The 13,925-nt window shown below is 68.8% G+C and carries 10 protein-coding genes and 1 pseudogene; 8 read left to right on the top strand and 3 right to left on the bottom strand.

From position 1 onward, the window contains the following. Positions 1–530: pseudogene (locus HUW62_RS39165) on the bottom strand (ATP-dependent Clp protease ATP-binding subunit); the annotation flags it as partial. A gap of 164 nt (positions 531–694) precedes the next feature. Between HUW62_RS39165 and HUW62_RS39160 the strand changes: the two are divergent. Then, positions 695–2,434, top strand: coding sequence for an aminotransferase class V-fold PLP-dependent enzyme (locus tag HUW62_RS39160; protein WP_255203907.1), 1,740 nt, complete (start codon positions 695–697; stop codon positions 2,432–2,434). A gap of 6 nt (positions 2,435–2,440) precedes the next feature. On the opposite strand, the gene HUW62_RS39155 is transcribed toward HUW62_RS39160, so the two are convergent. After that, positions 2,441–5,032, bottom strand: coding sequence for a LamG domain-containing protein (locus tag HUW62_RS39155; protein ID WP_176437316.1), 2,592 nt, complete (start codon positions 5,030–5,032; stop codon positions 2,441–2,443). 387 nt (positions 5,033–5,419) lie between these two features. Here HUW62_RS39155 and HUW62_RS39150 point away from each other — a divergent pair, with 387 nt between their 5' ends. The 5 genes from HUW62_RS39150 to HUW62_RS39130 are packed head-to-tail and all read left to right on the top strand — an operon-like array spanning position 5,420 to position 10,534. Beyond that, positions 5,420–6,730 carry an OprO/OprP family phosphate-selective porin gene (locus HUW62_RS39150; RefSeq protein ID WP_176437315.1) on the top strand — a complete coding sequence of 437 codons (1,311 nt, stop codon included), beginning with the start codon at positions 5,420–5,422 and terminating at the stop codon, positions 6,728–6,730. A gap of 11 nt (positions 6,731–6,741) precedes the next feature. Then, entirely contained in the window at positions 6,742–7,770 is a 1,029-nt protein-coding gene (locus HUW62_RS39145) for a sulfate ABC transporter substrate-binding protein (RefSeq protein ID WP_240357131.1), read from the top strand. Between the two features lie 3 nt (positions 7,771–7,773). Beyond that, a complete protein-coding gene (cysT, locus tag HUW62_RS39140) occupies positions 7,774–8,616 on the top strand; it encodes a sulfate ABC transporter permease subunit CysT (protein WP_163870717.1) in 843 nt (280 codons plus the stop codon). Between the two features lie 5 nt (positions 8,617–8,621). Further along, the gene (cysW, locus tag HUW62_RS39135) at positions 8,622–9,473 is read left to right on the top strand and encodes a sulfate ABC transporter permease subunit CysW (RefSeq protein WP_176437318.1); all 852 of its coding nucleotides are present in this window, start codon (positions 8,622–8,624) and stop codon (positions 9,471–9,473) included. Next, on the top strand, positions 9,470–10,534 hold the full coding sequence (locus HUW62_RS39130; RefSeq protein WP_163870718.1) for a sulfate/molybdate ABC transporter ATP-binding protein: 1,065 nt from the start codon (positions 9,470–9,472) through the stop codon (positions 10,532–10,534). Before cysW ends, HUW62_RS39130 begins: the two co-directional genes overlap by 4 nt. Positions 10,535–10,550: 16 nt before the next feature. Here HUW62_RS39130 and HUW62_RS39125 read toward each other — a convergent pair whose 3' ends face one another. Continuing rightward, positions 10,551–11,339, bottom strand: coding sequence for a hypothetical protein (locus HUW62_RS39125; RefSeq protein WP_176437314.1), 789 nt, complete (start codon positions 11,337–11,339; stop codon positions 10,551–10,553). A gap of 193 nt (positions 11,340–11,532) precedes the next feature. On the opposite strand from HUW62_RS39125, the gene HUW62_RS39120 reads away from it, so the two are divergent. Further along, positions 11,533–12,879, top strand: a complete 1,347-nt coding sequence (locus HUW62_RS39120) for a family 16 glycosylhydrolase (protein ID WP_163870719.1) — start codon at positions 11,533–11,535, stop codon at positions 12,877–12,879. A 96-nt stretch (positions 12,880–12,975) separates the two neighbouring features. Continuing rightward, a partial coding sequence (locus HUW62_RS39115; protein ID WP_368670589.1) for an RCC1 domain-containing protein occupies positions 12,976–13,925 on the top strand: 950 nt, incomplete at its 3' end.

Genomic DNA, 13,925 nt, shown 5'->3' with positions numbered 1-13,925 from the left:
CGGATATCCAGGTGGAGCTGGCGAGGGGTGAGGGCCGACAGTCGCGTCGGCGTGGCCTCCACCTCCAGGTCAATCAGGGCCTCGCCACCGTCCGCGCGCAGGGAGAGGAGCCGCGCATCGGGGAGTCCTTCCAACTGTTCGCGCAGTCGCTCGGCGGCATCCTCGGGCACCTTCTTGCCCTGGAACCACAGGTGCGTCTCCAGCCGGGGCGCATGCAGTCCGAGATAGGACTGGTGCGTGGGCGCGACGGCGGAGGCGAAGGTGAGGGGCGCGAGGGTGTTCTCTTCGGTGCCCCAGACGGGAATCGCGTCCAGCTCCAGCGTGTGCAGCGTGCCTCCCGTCGCGGCGATGAACTCAGGTACGCGACGCGGATGGATGCGGGTGAGCTGGTCATCCAGCGCGAGCGTCAACTCCTCGGTGGCCTTCTCCAAGGTGTCCGCGTGCACCGCGAGATGAGGCAGGGACAGGGGTGTGAGCGTCACTCGACCGCTGGCGTGACGCTGCACCCAGCACTGGAAGCGAAAGTTCATGGAGTGTGCTCAGGCTAACATGGGGCGGCGCAGGGACGACGAGTGCCGAGCGTGGCTGACGCGCTCCGTCGCGTGCATTGTTCCCCACGCGCTGGACAGTCGGGGAGGTTCGGCGGGATCCTCACTCCATCGAGAGGTGCGAGATGGAAGACGCCTGTTCGAGGTTGGTCGAATCCGTCAGGAACGCCATCCTCGGGGACGGGCGGCTGCTCCAGGGGCCCTACGGGCCGCGCCGGCTCACCTACGCGGACCATGCCGCCTCCGGGCGCTCGCTGGGCTTCATCGAGGACTTCATCCGCGAGCACGTCCTCCCGCTCTACGCCAACACGCATACGGAGACGTCGGGCACGGGCGCCCAGACGACGCGCTATCGCGAGGACGCGCGGGAGCTCATCCACCGCGCGGTGGGAGGCGGGCCCGACGACGTCGTCCTCTTCTGCGGCTCCGGTGCGACGGCCGCCATCTGCAAGCTCATCGACATCCTCAACCTGCGCATCCCCGCGGACCTGGATGCGAGGTTCGACTTGAGCTCGCGCATTCCGCTCGAGCAGCGCCCCGTCGTCTTCGTGGGCCCCTACGAGCACCACAGCAATGACCTGCCCTGGCGCGAGTCCATCGCGGAGGTCATCACCATCGACGAGGACGCTGACGGGCGCATCGACCCGGCCCACCTGGAGCGCGAGCTGGTGCGCTATCAGGACCGGCCGCTGCGCATCGGCAGCTTCTCGGCGGCGAGCAACGTGACGGGCATCCTCAGCGACCAGGAGGAGATCGGCGCGCTCCTGCGTCGGCATGGAGCGCTCTGCTTCTGGGACTTCGCGGCGGCGGGGCCGTATGTCCACGTCGACATGAACGGGCGGGAGGAGGGCCCCGCGAGGGCGTGCGTGCGCAAGGACGCCGCGTTCCTGTCGCCACACAAGTTCATCGGCGGGCCGGGCACGACGGGGGTGCTCGTCGTCAAGCGGTGGCTGCTGGGCAATCGCATCCCGACCGTGCCCGGCGGAGGCACCGTGTCGTACGTGAGTGGCCGCGCGCACGTGTATCAGCTCGACCCCGTGCATCGCGAGGAAGGGGGCACGCCCGCCATCGTCGAATCGATTCGCGCGGGCCTGGTCTTCCAGCTCCGCGAGGCGGTGGGCGTGGAGGCCATCGACGCGCGGGAGCAGGACTTCTCCCAGCGGGCCCTCGCGCGCTGGGGCGCCAATCCCAACCTGCGCATTCTCGGCAACCCGCTGCTCCGGCGTCTGCCCATCTTCAGCTTCCTGGTTCGATACGGGGACGCGTACCTCCACCACAACTTCGTGGTGGCCCTGCTCAACGACTTGTTCGGCATCCAGGCGCGCGGAGGATGCTCCTGCGCGGGGCCCTATGGCCACCGGTTGCTGGGCATCGACTCCGTCACCAGCCACCGCTTCCAGGACGTCATCCTGCGAGGCACGGATGGCGTGAAGCCCGGCTGGGTGAGGCTGGGCTTCAACTACTTCCTCTCCGAGACGACCTTCGGCTTCCTGCTGGATGCCGTGGACTTCGTCGCCCAGGAGGGCTGGAAGCTCCTGCCGCACTACGTGCTCGAGCCCTCCACCGGACAGTGGCGCCACCGCGACCACGCGCGGAGACTGGGACGGCTGAGCGACGTCACCTACGCGAGCGGCGAGTGCGCCTTCCCGTCTCCGGGGCCCTCCGCGCCGGAGCGGGAGCTGGAGGACTACCTCGCGCGGGCCCATCGCGTCGTCGAACAGGCGCTCCACGAGGTGGGCGACAGGACGGTGGAGGACGCTCCGCTCACACCAGAGGCGGAGCGCCTTCGCTGGTTCCCGCTGCCCTCCGAGGTGATGGAGGTGCTCCAGCGCGAGCACGCCGGCACGATGTCAGAGGCCCCCTTCCGACTCCAGGGGGCCCCATGAGTCACCTCAGGGGTTGAGCTTCCAGGGCACTGTCACGGCGGGCTGGAAGCAGTGCACGTTGGCCTGGCTGCCCGCGCCCAGCTCCTGCACCACGCCCGCGCCATACCCTTGCGTCTGGCACCACCGGCTGACCTCCAGCTTGGAGTCGGTGGAGCTGAAGTTGCCCGCGCCCGACGCGGGGCCGAGCAGGTCCTTGCCCACGTCCTGGATGAGCCCGGAGTTGAAGCAGCCCACCCAGGGGCGCGACGTCACCTCGAATATCTGCCCCGTGCTCCACCCCAGGCTGTTGCACCAGCGGTGCACGGCGGCGGAGCAGTCGAAGCTCTGCGCGACGCGCTCGTCCACGCAGCCGGCGTGCTTGCGCGCCAGCTCCTCGAAGGTGACGCCCAGGCTCTCATGTTGGATGGGGGCACACGCCACCGTCACGTCCGTCGTCGTGGCGCCGGCCAGCGCGCCCAGCAGGGAGATGGGCGGACGGTTTCCGATGAGCTGCTGAATCGTCTGGTAGGTGTTGGTGGTGGTGGCCAGCGCGTCGTGGGCGCCACGTTGCGCGCAGACGCGGTGCATGGCGGACGAACATGCCAGCGTGCCCAGGGCCGCGTGGGTGTTGCAGGCGGGCTGCTGCTGGCTCATCCCGAACTGGCCCGCGGAGGGAGTCTCCTGGATGGCCTCGTCGCGACAGTCCGCGCCGTGTGAGGACATGCAGACGGAGCGGGCGGAGCGCGCATGGGAGAAGAAGCGCACTTCGTCGATGGCACCTCGGAAGGAGCCCTCGCCGTTGGTGGGGCAGGCCTGCGTGTTCAGCACGTTGCCCGCGCCAATGGCGAGCGCGCCGGTGGCCAGCCTGAACGTGCCCGTGGCGACGGGCAGCGCGCGCCCGGTGGGCACGCCGTTGACGTACTCACCGAAGACGCCGGTGACGCCGTCCCAGGTGTAGGCCAGATGGGTCCACGCGCCGAGGGGCAGCGCGGGGCTCCGGCCCAGGCGCACGCGCGCGCCGTTGATGACGAAGGACATCTGCACCGTGTTGTCGGACTCGTAGATGAGGTCCAGCGCGTTGCCCTTCTGGAGCAGGTACCGGTAGGGGTTCCCCGTGGTGCAGCCGGTGTGGATGCCCGTGTCCGGGCGGACCGCGAGCTGCACGGTGAAGCCCCGCGCGAAGCCACCCACGCCGGGCCGGGTGCCGGAGGCGTCCGTCAGGTTCACCGTGAGCGCCCCGCCGCCAGGGACGACGAGCGCCTTGCCCTTGCCGTGCGGTTCCCACAGCGAGCCGGACGTCGGCTGCGTCACCGCGTTGCCCGCGGAGATGGAGGCGGTGCCCACCAGCGTGCCCGTGTGGAAGTTCCCGGACAGGTCCGGGGTGCGCGTCAGGTCATACGCGCCCGCGCGTGTCACCAGCTCGTTCATCGGCAGGGAGAGCACGTGGAAGGGGTCCACCAACTCGCCGATGTCCACCTCGTTGTAGTCCCCCGTGTTGCTGCCGAAGAGCGCGAGCACGTCATGTGTCTTGGTGACGGGCAGGTAGTGGCTCTCATTGCTGGAGCCCGGCGGGAAGTTCTGCTCCGGCGCGCGCTCCTGCTCCAGGTTCCACATGGGGCCCGAATAGAAGAGGTGGGCGATGTCGCTGCGGTCCGTGTTGATGGCGCCATCGATGTGGTACGCCGTCCAACCCGTCTCCGCGCCGATGAGACTGACGGCCTCTCGTCGCGCTCCGTCCGTGTAGACGACGCCGGTGTATGTGACGTTGCGCCCCTCGTGGTCCACCCAGGCGTAGGCGGCTCGGATGAGCGGCCCGGACGTCGTCTCACCGAAGAGCTCGCCGGTGGAGGCCTTCAGCTTCTGCCACGAGAGCGGGTAGCGCTTCACGCCCGCGGTGGTGTCGCTGTACATCATGGAGAGCGGGCGCGGATTGCTCCACCCCGTGGCCGCGCAGGGCGTGGCGTTGTACGAGTACATCAGGTGGTCGATGCCGCCGTCGTTGGCGGGGCCGCCCTGATAGATGAGCAGCCGGCCGTCGGAGGTCATCGTCGGCTCGATGCCCCGGATGCTCGCGCCGGTGACGGTGGTCAGATATTCCAGGTTGCCGGTGGTGAACGAGGAGATGTCCGCCTGCGGCGTGAAGGGCTGCGACACCCGGATGTCCACCGGACGCCGGCGGAAGCGGTTGGGCCCGTTGAACATCTGCGAGTCGAAGAGGAAGGGCTGGTACACCGTCAGCCCTCCTGACAGGACATAGGGCTGGGCCGGGTTGGTGAAGCAGAACGCCAGCGCGTTCTCTCCGTTCGTCACCTGGGTGCTGCGTCCAGCAGAGAAGGCCGCGGAGAAGCTCGGCTTGCCTTGAGCGTCGTACGTCACCGCCTCCGGTCGGAACACTCGCGCCAGCCAGGTCGTCGTCGTCGTGGCGTGGTCCTCCCGGATGTTGCCCACGAAGATGCGCCCGTCGATGGTGGAGGAATGCCCGTTCGCACCGAAGGGCGTGGAGATTCGCGTGTTCACCAGGGAGGGGCGCTCAGCTGCGAGGGCCTCCGGTGCAATCAGCAGCGCGGCGAGCAGCGGCGCGAGTCGTGGAACCCGCGTCGAATTGCGTCGAGTGGACATGAGGGCCTCCTGGCATGGAGTTCTGACTATACTTGAATTACTGGGTGGGATATGGATTGCACCAGGGTGGCTGCGTGCGCGGCATTTCCGTGGACGGAGGACGTCGCCGACACCGCTGGAAGGGGAGGGAGTCGGTGGGTTGGTCAGGCGGGGGTGCGTTGACAAGGTCGATGGTGCCGGGCATCGTGGTGAGACTTCATGGCCCGGCTGCTCACCCACGCTTGTTGCTGCTGTCACGCACCTGCGGTGGGCGCCTGTCGACCCTTGGCCTGATAACCCTGGGTTGAGCTGGTTCGAAGAGCCCACCATCCGCGAGGAGGTGGGCTTTCGGCTTTCTGGCTCCCGAGTCCACCGTCCATCGCGTTCCTCTCGCAGTCGAGGTCACGCATGGCAGTTTTCACACCACACCGACTCTCCATCCTCGCCGCGGGCCTGGCCTGGCTGCTCGCGCCGCACGCGGTGGCACAGACGCCGGCACCCGAAGCGCCTCCCGCCGCGCCGTCACCGACGCCGGGGGGCGTCGCCGTCAAGGCCACCCCCGAGGGCATCTCCGTCTCGTCCGCCGACAAGGCGTTCCTGCTGAAGCTGCGGGGCTACATCCAGATGGATGGCCGCTTCTTCGAGAGCAAGGCGGACCGGCCGGGCTCCACCACGCTGCTCATCCGGCGCGCGCGTCCACTTCTGGAGGGGACGCTCTTCAACCTGTTCGACTTCCGGCTGCTGGCGGACTTCGCGGCCAACGCGCCGCTGCTCTGGGATGCGTACCTGGAGTACCGCCCCAGCAAGGCGGTGCGCGTGCGGGTGGGCAAGTTCCGTCCTCCGGTGGGGCTGGAGCGCAACCAGTCCGGCATCAACACGCTCTTCGTCGAGCGCGCGCTGCCCACGGACCTGGTGCCCAACCGGGACGTGGGGGTGATGGTTCACGGCGACCTGTATGACGGCACTCTGAGCTACGCGCTGGGGGCCTTCAACGGCACGGCGGATGGCGCCAGCGCGGACACCAACCTGGACGACAGCTTCGACCTGGCCGCGCGCCTGTTCGCGCATCCGTTCCGGGCCACGAAGCTCAAGCAGCTCTCCGGCTTGGGGCTGGGCATCGCCGCGTCGCGCGGACAGCAGTTCGGCTCGGCGTCCACCACGGGAGAGGCGCCGCTGCGCACCATGGGGCAGCAGACGTTCTTCATCTTCCGGACGGGCACGGGAGCGGGGGAGACGGTGATTGCGCACGGTGAACACGTGCGGCTGTCGCCCCAGGGGTATCTCTACCTGGGCCCCGTCGGCGCGATGGCCGAGTACGTGTCGTCCACGCAGGAGGTGAACCTGGGAGCGCGGCACGCGCGGCTGCGCTTCGAGTCGTGGCAGGCCAGCGCGTCATACGTCCTCTTCGGGGGCAAGGCGTCCTATGACGGCGTCAAGCCCACGGACCCGCTGGGCGCGGAGGCGGGCGGCTGGGGCGCGGTGGAGTTGGGCGCGCGCTACGCCTCGCTCCATGTGGACCCGGATGCCTTCCCCATCTACGCGGACCCCACGCGCTCGGCCCGCAACGCGCGAGGGTGGGGCGCGGTCGCCAACTGGTACCTCAACAGCAACGTCCGTGTGGCCACGTCCTTCGACCACACGAGCTTCGATGGCGGCGCCGTGGACGGCGACCGCATCCCCGAGGATGTCGTCATGTCCCGCTTCCAGGTGAGCTGGTGAAAGGCCCCGCAATGCGCTTCCCTCTCCGGCTGTCCCTGCTCGTCCTGTTCGCCCTGGGTGGTTGTTCGAAGTCCGGGAGCGAGTCCGCTGCCCCGAGCACCGTCACGCTGCTCAACGTCTCGTATGACCCGACGCGGGAGCTGTACGCGGACGTCAACGCCGCCTTCGCGAAGCATTGGGAGACGACTCACGGACAGAAGGTCTCCATCAAGCAATCCCATGGCGGCTCCGGCAAACAGGCGCGGGCCGTCATCGACGGGCTCGACGCGGACGTCGTCACGCTGGCGCTGGCCTACGACGTGGACATGCTCCACGACAAGGCGTCGCTCATCCCGGAGGGCTGGCAGACGCGGCTGGCGAACAACAGCGCGCCGTACACGTCCACCATCGTCTTCGTGGTGCGCAAGGGAAACCCCAAGGGCATCAAGGACTGGGACGACCTGGTCCGAGAGGGCGTCGCCGTCATCACCCCCAATCCGAAGACGTCCGGCGGCGCGCGCTGGAACTACCTGGCCGCGTGGGGCCATGCCCTGCGCAAGCCCGGTGGCACCGAGGAGTCCGCGCGGGCCTTCGTGGCCGCGCTGTTCCGCAACGTGCCCGTGTTGGACTCGGGAGCCCGGGGCGCCACCACGACCTTCGCGGAGCGTGGACTGGGCGACGTGCTCATCGCCTGGGAGAACGAGGCCTTCCTGCTGACGGACGAGGTGGGCAAGGAGCGCTTCGAAATCATCGTCCCGTCGACGAGCATCCTCGCCGAGCCTCCCGTGGCGGTGGTCGACCGCAACGTGGACAAGCGCGGCACCCGCGCGGTGGCGGAGGCGTATCTCCAGTTCCTCTACTCGGAAGAGGGGCAGCGGCTCGCGGCGAAGCACCACTACCGTCCCCGCTCGGAGGAGGTGGCGTTGAAGCAGGGGGCGCGGTTCCCCAAGGTGACGCTCTTCACCATCGACGAGGTCTTCGGTGGCTGGCGCAAGGCGCAGGCGGCCCACTTCGATGACGGGGGCGTGTTCGACCGCATCTACGTCCCCCAGGCGCATTGAGCCATGGGCTCGCTCACTCGCCGCCATGTCCTGCCCGGCTTCAAGCTGTCGCTGGGCTTCACCTGGGCCTATGTCGGGCTGCTCGTCCTCATTCCGCTGTCCAGCCTGTTCCTCAAGACCTTCTCGCTGACGTGGCTCCAGTTCTGGGAGACGGTGACGGCGCCCCGGGCGCTCGCCGCATACCGGCTCAGCTTCGGCGCGTCGCTGTCGGCGGCGCTGGCGAACGTCGTCTTCGGGCTCCTGGTGGCCTGGGTGCTCGTGCGCTACCGCTTCCCGGGCCGCTCGCTGGTGGAGTCGCTGGTGGACCTTCCCTTCGCGCTGCCCACCGCGGTGGCGGGGCTGACGCTCACCACGCTGTTCTCCGCGAAGGGCTGGTACGGCCAGTACCTGGAGGCGTGGGGCTTCAAGGTGGCCTACACCTCCGTGGGCGTGGCCGTGGCGCTGACCTTCATCGGCCTGCCCTTCGTGGTGCGCACGGTGCAACCCGTGCTGGAGGACATCGACGTGGATGTGGAGGAGGCGGCGGCCACCCTGGGCGCGACGCCGTGGCAGACCTTCGCGCGGGTGTTGTTCCCGGCCATCTTCCCCGCGCTGCTCAGCGGCTTCACGCTGGCCTTCGCGCGGGCGCTGGGGGAGTACGGCTCCGTCGTGTTCATCTCCGGCAACATGCCGCTGCGCACGGAGATTGTTCCGTTGCTCATCGTCACCAAGCTGGAGCAGTACGACTACGCGGGCGCCACGGCCATCGCCGTCGTCATGCTGATGGCGTCATTCCTCCTGCTGCTCGTCGTCAACGTGCTCCAGCGCTGGAGTCATCGCCGGCTGGAAGCCAGGGCGGGGGCGTGACGGGCATGTTCGCTCCGACGATACATCTGCCCCGACGCAAGACCCGGACGCTGGAGGGCTCACCGTGGGTCCGGGGGACGCTCATCACCGTGGCGCTGGGCTTCCTGGCTGTCTTCCTCGTCGTTCCCCTGGTCGCCGTCTTCACCTTCGCGTTCCAGAAGGGATGGGAGGCGTACCTGGCTGCCATCACCGAGCCGGAGGCGCGCTCCGCCATCGTCCTGACGTTGACGGCGGCGGCCATCGCGGTGCCGCTCAACCTCGTCTTCGGCCTGGCGGCGGCATGGCTCCTGGCGCGGTTCCGCTTCCGGGGGCGCGCGTTGCTGCTGACGCTCATCGACCTGCCGTTCAGTGTGTCCCCCGTCATCGCCGGGCTCATCTTCGTGCTGCTCTTCGGACGACAGGGCTGGCTGGGACCGTTCCTGTCCGAGCATGACGTGCACGTCATCTTCGCCGTGCCGGGAATCGTGCTGGCCACGGTGTTCATCACCTTGCCCTTCGTCGTGCGGGAGGTGCTGCCGGTGATGCAGACGCAGGGCAGCGACGAGGAGGAGGCGGCGCTCACGCTGGGGGCGAGCGGCTGGCGCACCTTCCTTCGCGTCACGCTGCCGAAGGTGAAGTGGGGTGTGCTCTACGGCGTCATCCTCTGCAACGCGCGGGCGATGGGGGAGTTCGGAGCCGTGTCGGTGGTGTCCGGGCACGTGCGCGGCGTCACCACCACGCTGCCGCTGCACGCGGAGATTCTCTACAACGAGTACGACTTCGCGGGAGCGTTCGCCGTGGCGTCGTTGCTCACGCTGCTCGCGCTCGTGACGCTGGTGCTGAAGAAGTACGTGGAGTGGAGGAGTGAGGCGTCATGAGCATCATCGTCGAGCAGCTCACCCGGCGGTTCTCCCCGGGCGGCAGTCCCGCCGTCTCGGACGTCTCGTTCCACGCGCCCGCGGGCGCAATCACTTCCCTGCTGGGGCCGTCCGGCGCCGGCAAGTCCACGCTCCTGCGCCTCATCTGCGGGCTGGAAATCCCGGACGTCGGTCGCGTCCTCATCGACGGCGTGGACTGTACGTCGCTGCCCGTGCAGCAGCGCAACGTGGGCGTGGTCTTCCAGAGCTACGCCCTGTTCCGGCACATGACGGTGCGCGAGAACATCGCCTTCGGACTCAACGTGCGGAAGCTTCCTCGCGCGGAGGTGGAGGCGCGCGTGGACGAGATGCTGCGCCTGGTCCAGTTGGAGGCGCTCGGCGAGCGCCATCCGGGGCAGCTCTCCGGCGGACAGCGCCAGCGGGTGGCCTTCGCGCGCGCGCTGGCCATCCGCCCCCGGGTGTTGCTGCTGGACGAGCCCTTCGGCGCGCTCGACACGCGGGTGCGCGAGGAGCTGCGCGAGTGGCTCCATCAACTCCATACGCGCACCGGTCTGACGACGCTGCTGGTGACGCATGACCAGCAGGAGGCCTTGGAGATTTCGCAGCACGTGGTGGTGATGAGTGATGGGCGCGTGGCGCAGGCGGGCTCGCCGGAGGACATCTATGACCGGCCCGCGTCACCCTTCGTCGCGTCGTTCATCGGCGGGGCGAGCGTCCTGCGCGGTCGCGTCCTGGAGGGCAGGGCATCGCTGGGCTCGCTGGCGCTGACCGTGCCCGCCGCCGCGCGTGAAGGGGAGGCGGTGCACGCCTTCGTCCGGCCCCACGACATCAAGCTGGCCCGCTCCGTCTCCACGGAGGGCGTCACGCCCTTCACGGGCAGGGTGCAGCGCTTCAAGCCCGTGGGCGGCTTCGTGAAGGTGCTCCTGCGCATGCCCTCCGGGGACGAGGTCACCGTGCAGGTGCCTCGCTCGGAGTTCGACGCGCTCGGCGTCGTGGAAGGGGACGCGGTGCGCGCCGATGTGCTCACCGCCTCCGTGTTCGTGGGGGACTACGCCATCTGAACAAGGAGGCCTTGCCTCAGTGGGCCTCGATGACAGGTCGCGCGTAGGGGCTGTGCGCGGCGAGCCCCTCCGGAATCACCACGGGCTCGCGGGGGCCCACCTTCCACGGAGGCCGCGCCTCGCCCCGGCGCTGGGCGCGGATGCAGCGCCACAGCTCGTTGGCGTAGGGCAGGACGATGGTGGCGCCGATGCCGAGCAGGATGTTGCGCAGGTAGCCCGCCGGCAGTCGCTGTTTCTTCAGCGCGAAGCGCCACCGCCCCTTGCGTCCGCCGATGCCCCAGATGGCCAGGAACTGGTCCCAGTGCAGGCAGACGATGGAGGACACGGCCATGAAGGGCAGCACCTCCAGGAAGCTGTGCGTGTGCTGCTCGCGCGGCTCCACGTCCCGCTGGTGGTTGATGGCGTAGGCCACGTCCGCGAAGGCCGTCGCCTCGTGCACCAGCGAGTGCCCCAGCATGACGGAGAGGGTGAGCGGGTTGATCTCCATCAACAGCCCCATCATCACCGGCACGCCCACCTCGGTCATCATCAGGCAGTGGATGAGCGACTCGCCCGCGCCGCTGGTGTGCTCGATGTCCGTGCGCTTGTGCCACACCCAGTCCACCACGCCTGGCACCAGCCACGCGGGAAGCATGAAGTACAGCAGCACCCGTTGCGTCGCTGACGCCGCGTCGGTGGCTCCGGAGGGAATGCGCAGCCGGGGCCTGCGCAGATAGCCGCGCGCGGCCTTGGCCAGCTTGAACCGCCAGCTCCGGTGCCCCCAGGGCGTGGTGATTTCCCGGAACATCGCCGCCGTGCCGCGCATGACGCCTCCCGCTTCGGCGCCCCTCGGGGCGCCACTGGATGGACGTGTCAGAAGCTAGGCACCGCCCGCGCGCCCACCACCGAGCATCGGCCGGACAGGAGGGCGCCAGCAGGCCACGACGAATCCATCGCGACAATGCGGAAATGCTAGGATTTCGTGAAATAGAGGTCTCAACCCATTCCAGGAGGAATGCATGGCAGGACGGACCGAGGCGTGGTGGGTGGTTGCGGGGCTGGTGCTGGCGGGCTGTGGCAGCGAGGTGGCGGTGGAGCCCGAGGCGGTACCGCTGGAGAGTCAGGCGCAGAAGGAGCAGGCGTACGACCCGGGGCCGGGTTGGAGCCTGGCGTGGCAGGACGACTTCGGCGGCACGGGCCTGAACGCGGCCAACTGGAACGTGCTGACGAGCAACCACGACCCCGTCACGAACAACTGCAACTTCGGCACGGGAGAGCTGGAGTTCCCGCGCGCGCAGAACGTCACGGTGAGCGGGGGCAAGCTCATCCTCACCGCGGAGCGGACGTCGGATGGGCCGTATGATTCGCGCTGCGCGGGCTACGGGCCGCGCTCGTTCTACTCGGGGCGCATCCACACCAAGGGCAAGGTGGAGCGGCGCTACGGCAAGCTCGTCGCGAGCATCAAGGTGCCGTCCGGGTACGGCATGTGGCCGGCGTTCTGGACGCTGGGCGCGAACATCTCCAACGTCGGTTGGCCGGCGAGCGGTGAAATCGACATCCTGGAGTGGCACTCCAACGAGCCGTCGTGGATGAAGGTGGCCACGCACTCGTCCAACGGGGTGCAGCACTGGGGCTCCGGAGCGAACCGGGGCTACAGCGTCGCGGACGCCTTCCACGTCTACGAGGTGGAGTGGACGGCGGACCGGATGATCTTCCGTCTGGACAACCAGGTCCGTGCGAACGCGGACTTCTTCCACAACGACCCGGCGTTCCAGCAGAACCACTACGTCCTGCTGAACCTGGCGCTGGGCGGGAACTGGTATGGCAACACCTCGCCGGCTTCCATCGACCTGCCCTCCGGGCAGCGCAAGACGATGGAGGTGGAGTGGGTGCGCTGGTACCAGGCGGGCGGCTCCAGTGGCCCCTCGCTGGCCAATCCCAGCTTCGAGGCGAACATGAGCGGCTGGTCGACCTGGAGCCCCAACGGCACCGAGGCCGCGGACTTCAGCGAGACGCACAACGGTGGCCGCACGGGCAGCTACCACCTGACGCACTGGACCAACGCGACGCCCTTCGAGGTGTGGACGTACCAGTCCGTGTCGGGGCTCGCGTCGGGCAACTACAAGGTCCGCGCGTGGGTGAGGAAGGCCGGTGGGTTCGACCTGGCGCGCATCCAGGCGAAGACGTGCGCCTCCTGCGGACCGGTCTTCACGGACCTGGGCACGTATGGCGCGTGGACGCTGGTGGAGACGCCCGCCATCAACGTCACGGGGGGCTACCTGGAGCTGGGCTTCCACACCCGGGCGACCACGGGCAACGGCGCCAACTTCATCCACATGGATGACGTGGAGCTGGTGCGCCTCTAGCGGAACGGGCCCCCGGTGGTGGAGCGCGAGTCTGGCTCCACCACCGAGGGTGTTTCCGGGACCGAGCATTTTCGAGTCCGCTTTCGGAAGGGAAACATGAGGCGTGAAGAGACGATGCCGGGCGGCCCGAGGGCATGCGTGTTCGCGGTCCTGATGTGCGGGTTGTGGGTCCTGGGCTGTAAGGAGCCTCTTTCGAGAGAGGTCCCCGTGCCCGAGGTGGGCACGGTGAAGGCCGCGGAGGGGCTTCCCCGGAATCAAACCGTCTCCGCGGGACGTCTCCATTCGCTGGTGCTGCGGCCGGATGGAACGGCGTGGAGCTGGGGCTCGAATACCTTCGGACAGCTTGGTGACGGCACCCTGCGGACCCGAGCCGTGCCCGCGCGCGTCTGGGGATTGTCCTCGGTGAGCATCGTCTCGGCGGGAGACCTGCATTCGCTCGCGCTGAAGGCGGACGGCACGGTGTGGGCGTGGGGAAACAACGAGCGGGGTCAATTGGGGCTCGGTGACACCGTGGCGCGACGGGCTCCCGTGCGCGTGCCGGGGCTCACGGACGTGGTCCGGATTGTCGCGGGCTTCTCCCACTCGCTCGCGCTGAAGGCGGACGGCACCGTGTGGGCCTGGGGCAACAACGCGACGGGACAGCTCGGTGACGGCACCACCACGCAGCGGTTGCTGCCCGTGCCCGTGTCGGGACTGCTCGGGGTGTCGGAGATTGGCGCGGGCAACTCGCACTCACTGGCACTCAAGGCGAACGGGACGGCCTGGACCTGGGGCGCGAACTCGGACGGGCAACTGGGCGATGGTGGCTCCGCCCAGCGGCTTGTTCCCGGCCTCGTCTCCTCCCTGGCGTCGGTGGTGGCCGTCGTGGGCGGGGGCTCGCATTCACTGGCGCTGAAGGTCGATGGGACGGTGTGGGCCTGGGGGCAGAACACCTTCGGCCAGCTCGGCGATGGGAGCACGACACGGCGCTCCTTGCCCGTGCGAGTCCCCAGTCTCACGAACGTGACGGCGGTGGCGGGCGGCGGACAGCACTCGCTGGTGTTGAA

Source organism: Myxococcus sp. AM011 (genome assembly GCF_013372595.1).
Classification (GTDB): domain Bacteria; phylum Myxococcota; class Myxococcia; order Myxococcales; family Myxococcaceae; genus Myxococcus; species Myxococcus eversor.
The sequence above is the reverse complement of the archived record's forward strand: the minus strand, read 5'-3'. Positions and strand labels throughout refer to the sequence as shown.

Coding starts and splice junctions, on each gene's coding strand:
- cysW (WP_176437318.1), top strand. CDS start 8,622: ATGTTCGCTCCGACGATACATCTGCCCCGACGCAAGACCCGGACGCTG.
- HUW62_RS39145 (WP_240357131.1), top strand. CDS start 6,742: ATGCGCTTCCCTCTCCGGCTGTCCCTGCTCGTCCTGTTCGCCCTGGGT.
- HUW62_RS39150 (WP_176437315.1), top strand. CDS start 5,420: ATGGCAGTTTTCACACCACACCGACTCTCCATCCTCGCCGCGGGCCTG.
- HUW62_RS39120 (WP_163870719.1), top strand. CDS start 11,533: ATGGCAGGACGGACCGAGGCGTGGTGGGTGGTTGCGGGGCTGGTGCTG.
- HUW62_RS39155 (WP_176437316.1), bottom strand. CDS start 5,032: ATGTCCACTCGACGCAATTCGACGCGGGTTCCACGACTCGCGCCGCTG.
- cysT (WP_163870717.1), top strand. CDS start 7,774: ATGGGCTCGCTCACTCGCCGCCATGTCCTGCCCGGCTTCAAGCTGTCG.
- HUW62_RS39125 (WP_176437314.1), bottom strand. CDS start 11,339: ATGCGCGGCACGGCGGCGATGTTCCGGGAAATCACCACGCCCTGGGGG.
- HUW62_RS39130 (WP_163870718.1), top strand. CDS start 9,470: ATGAGCATCATCGTCGAGCAGCTCACCCGGCGGTTCTCCCCGGGCGGC.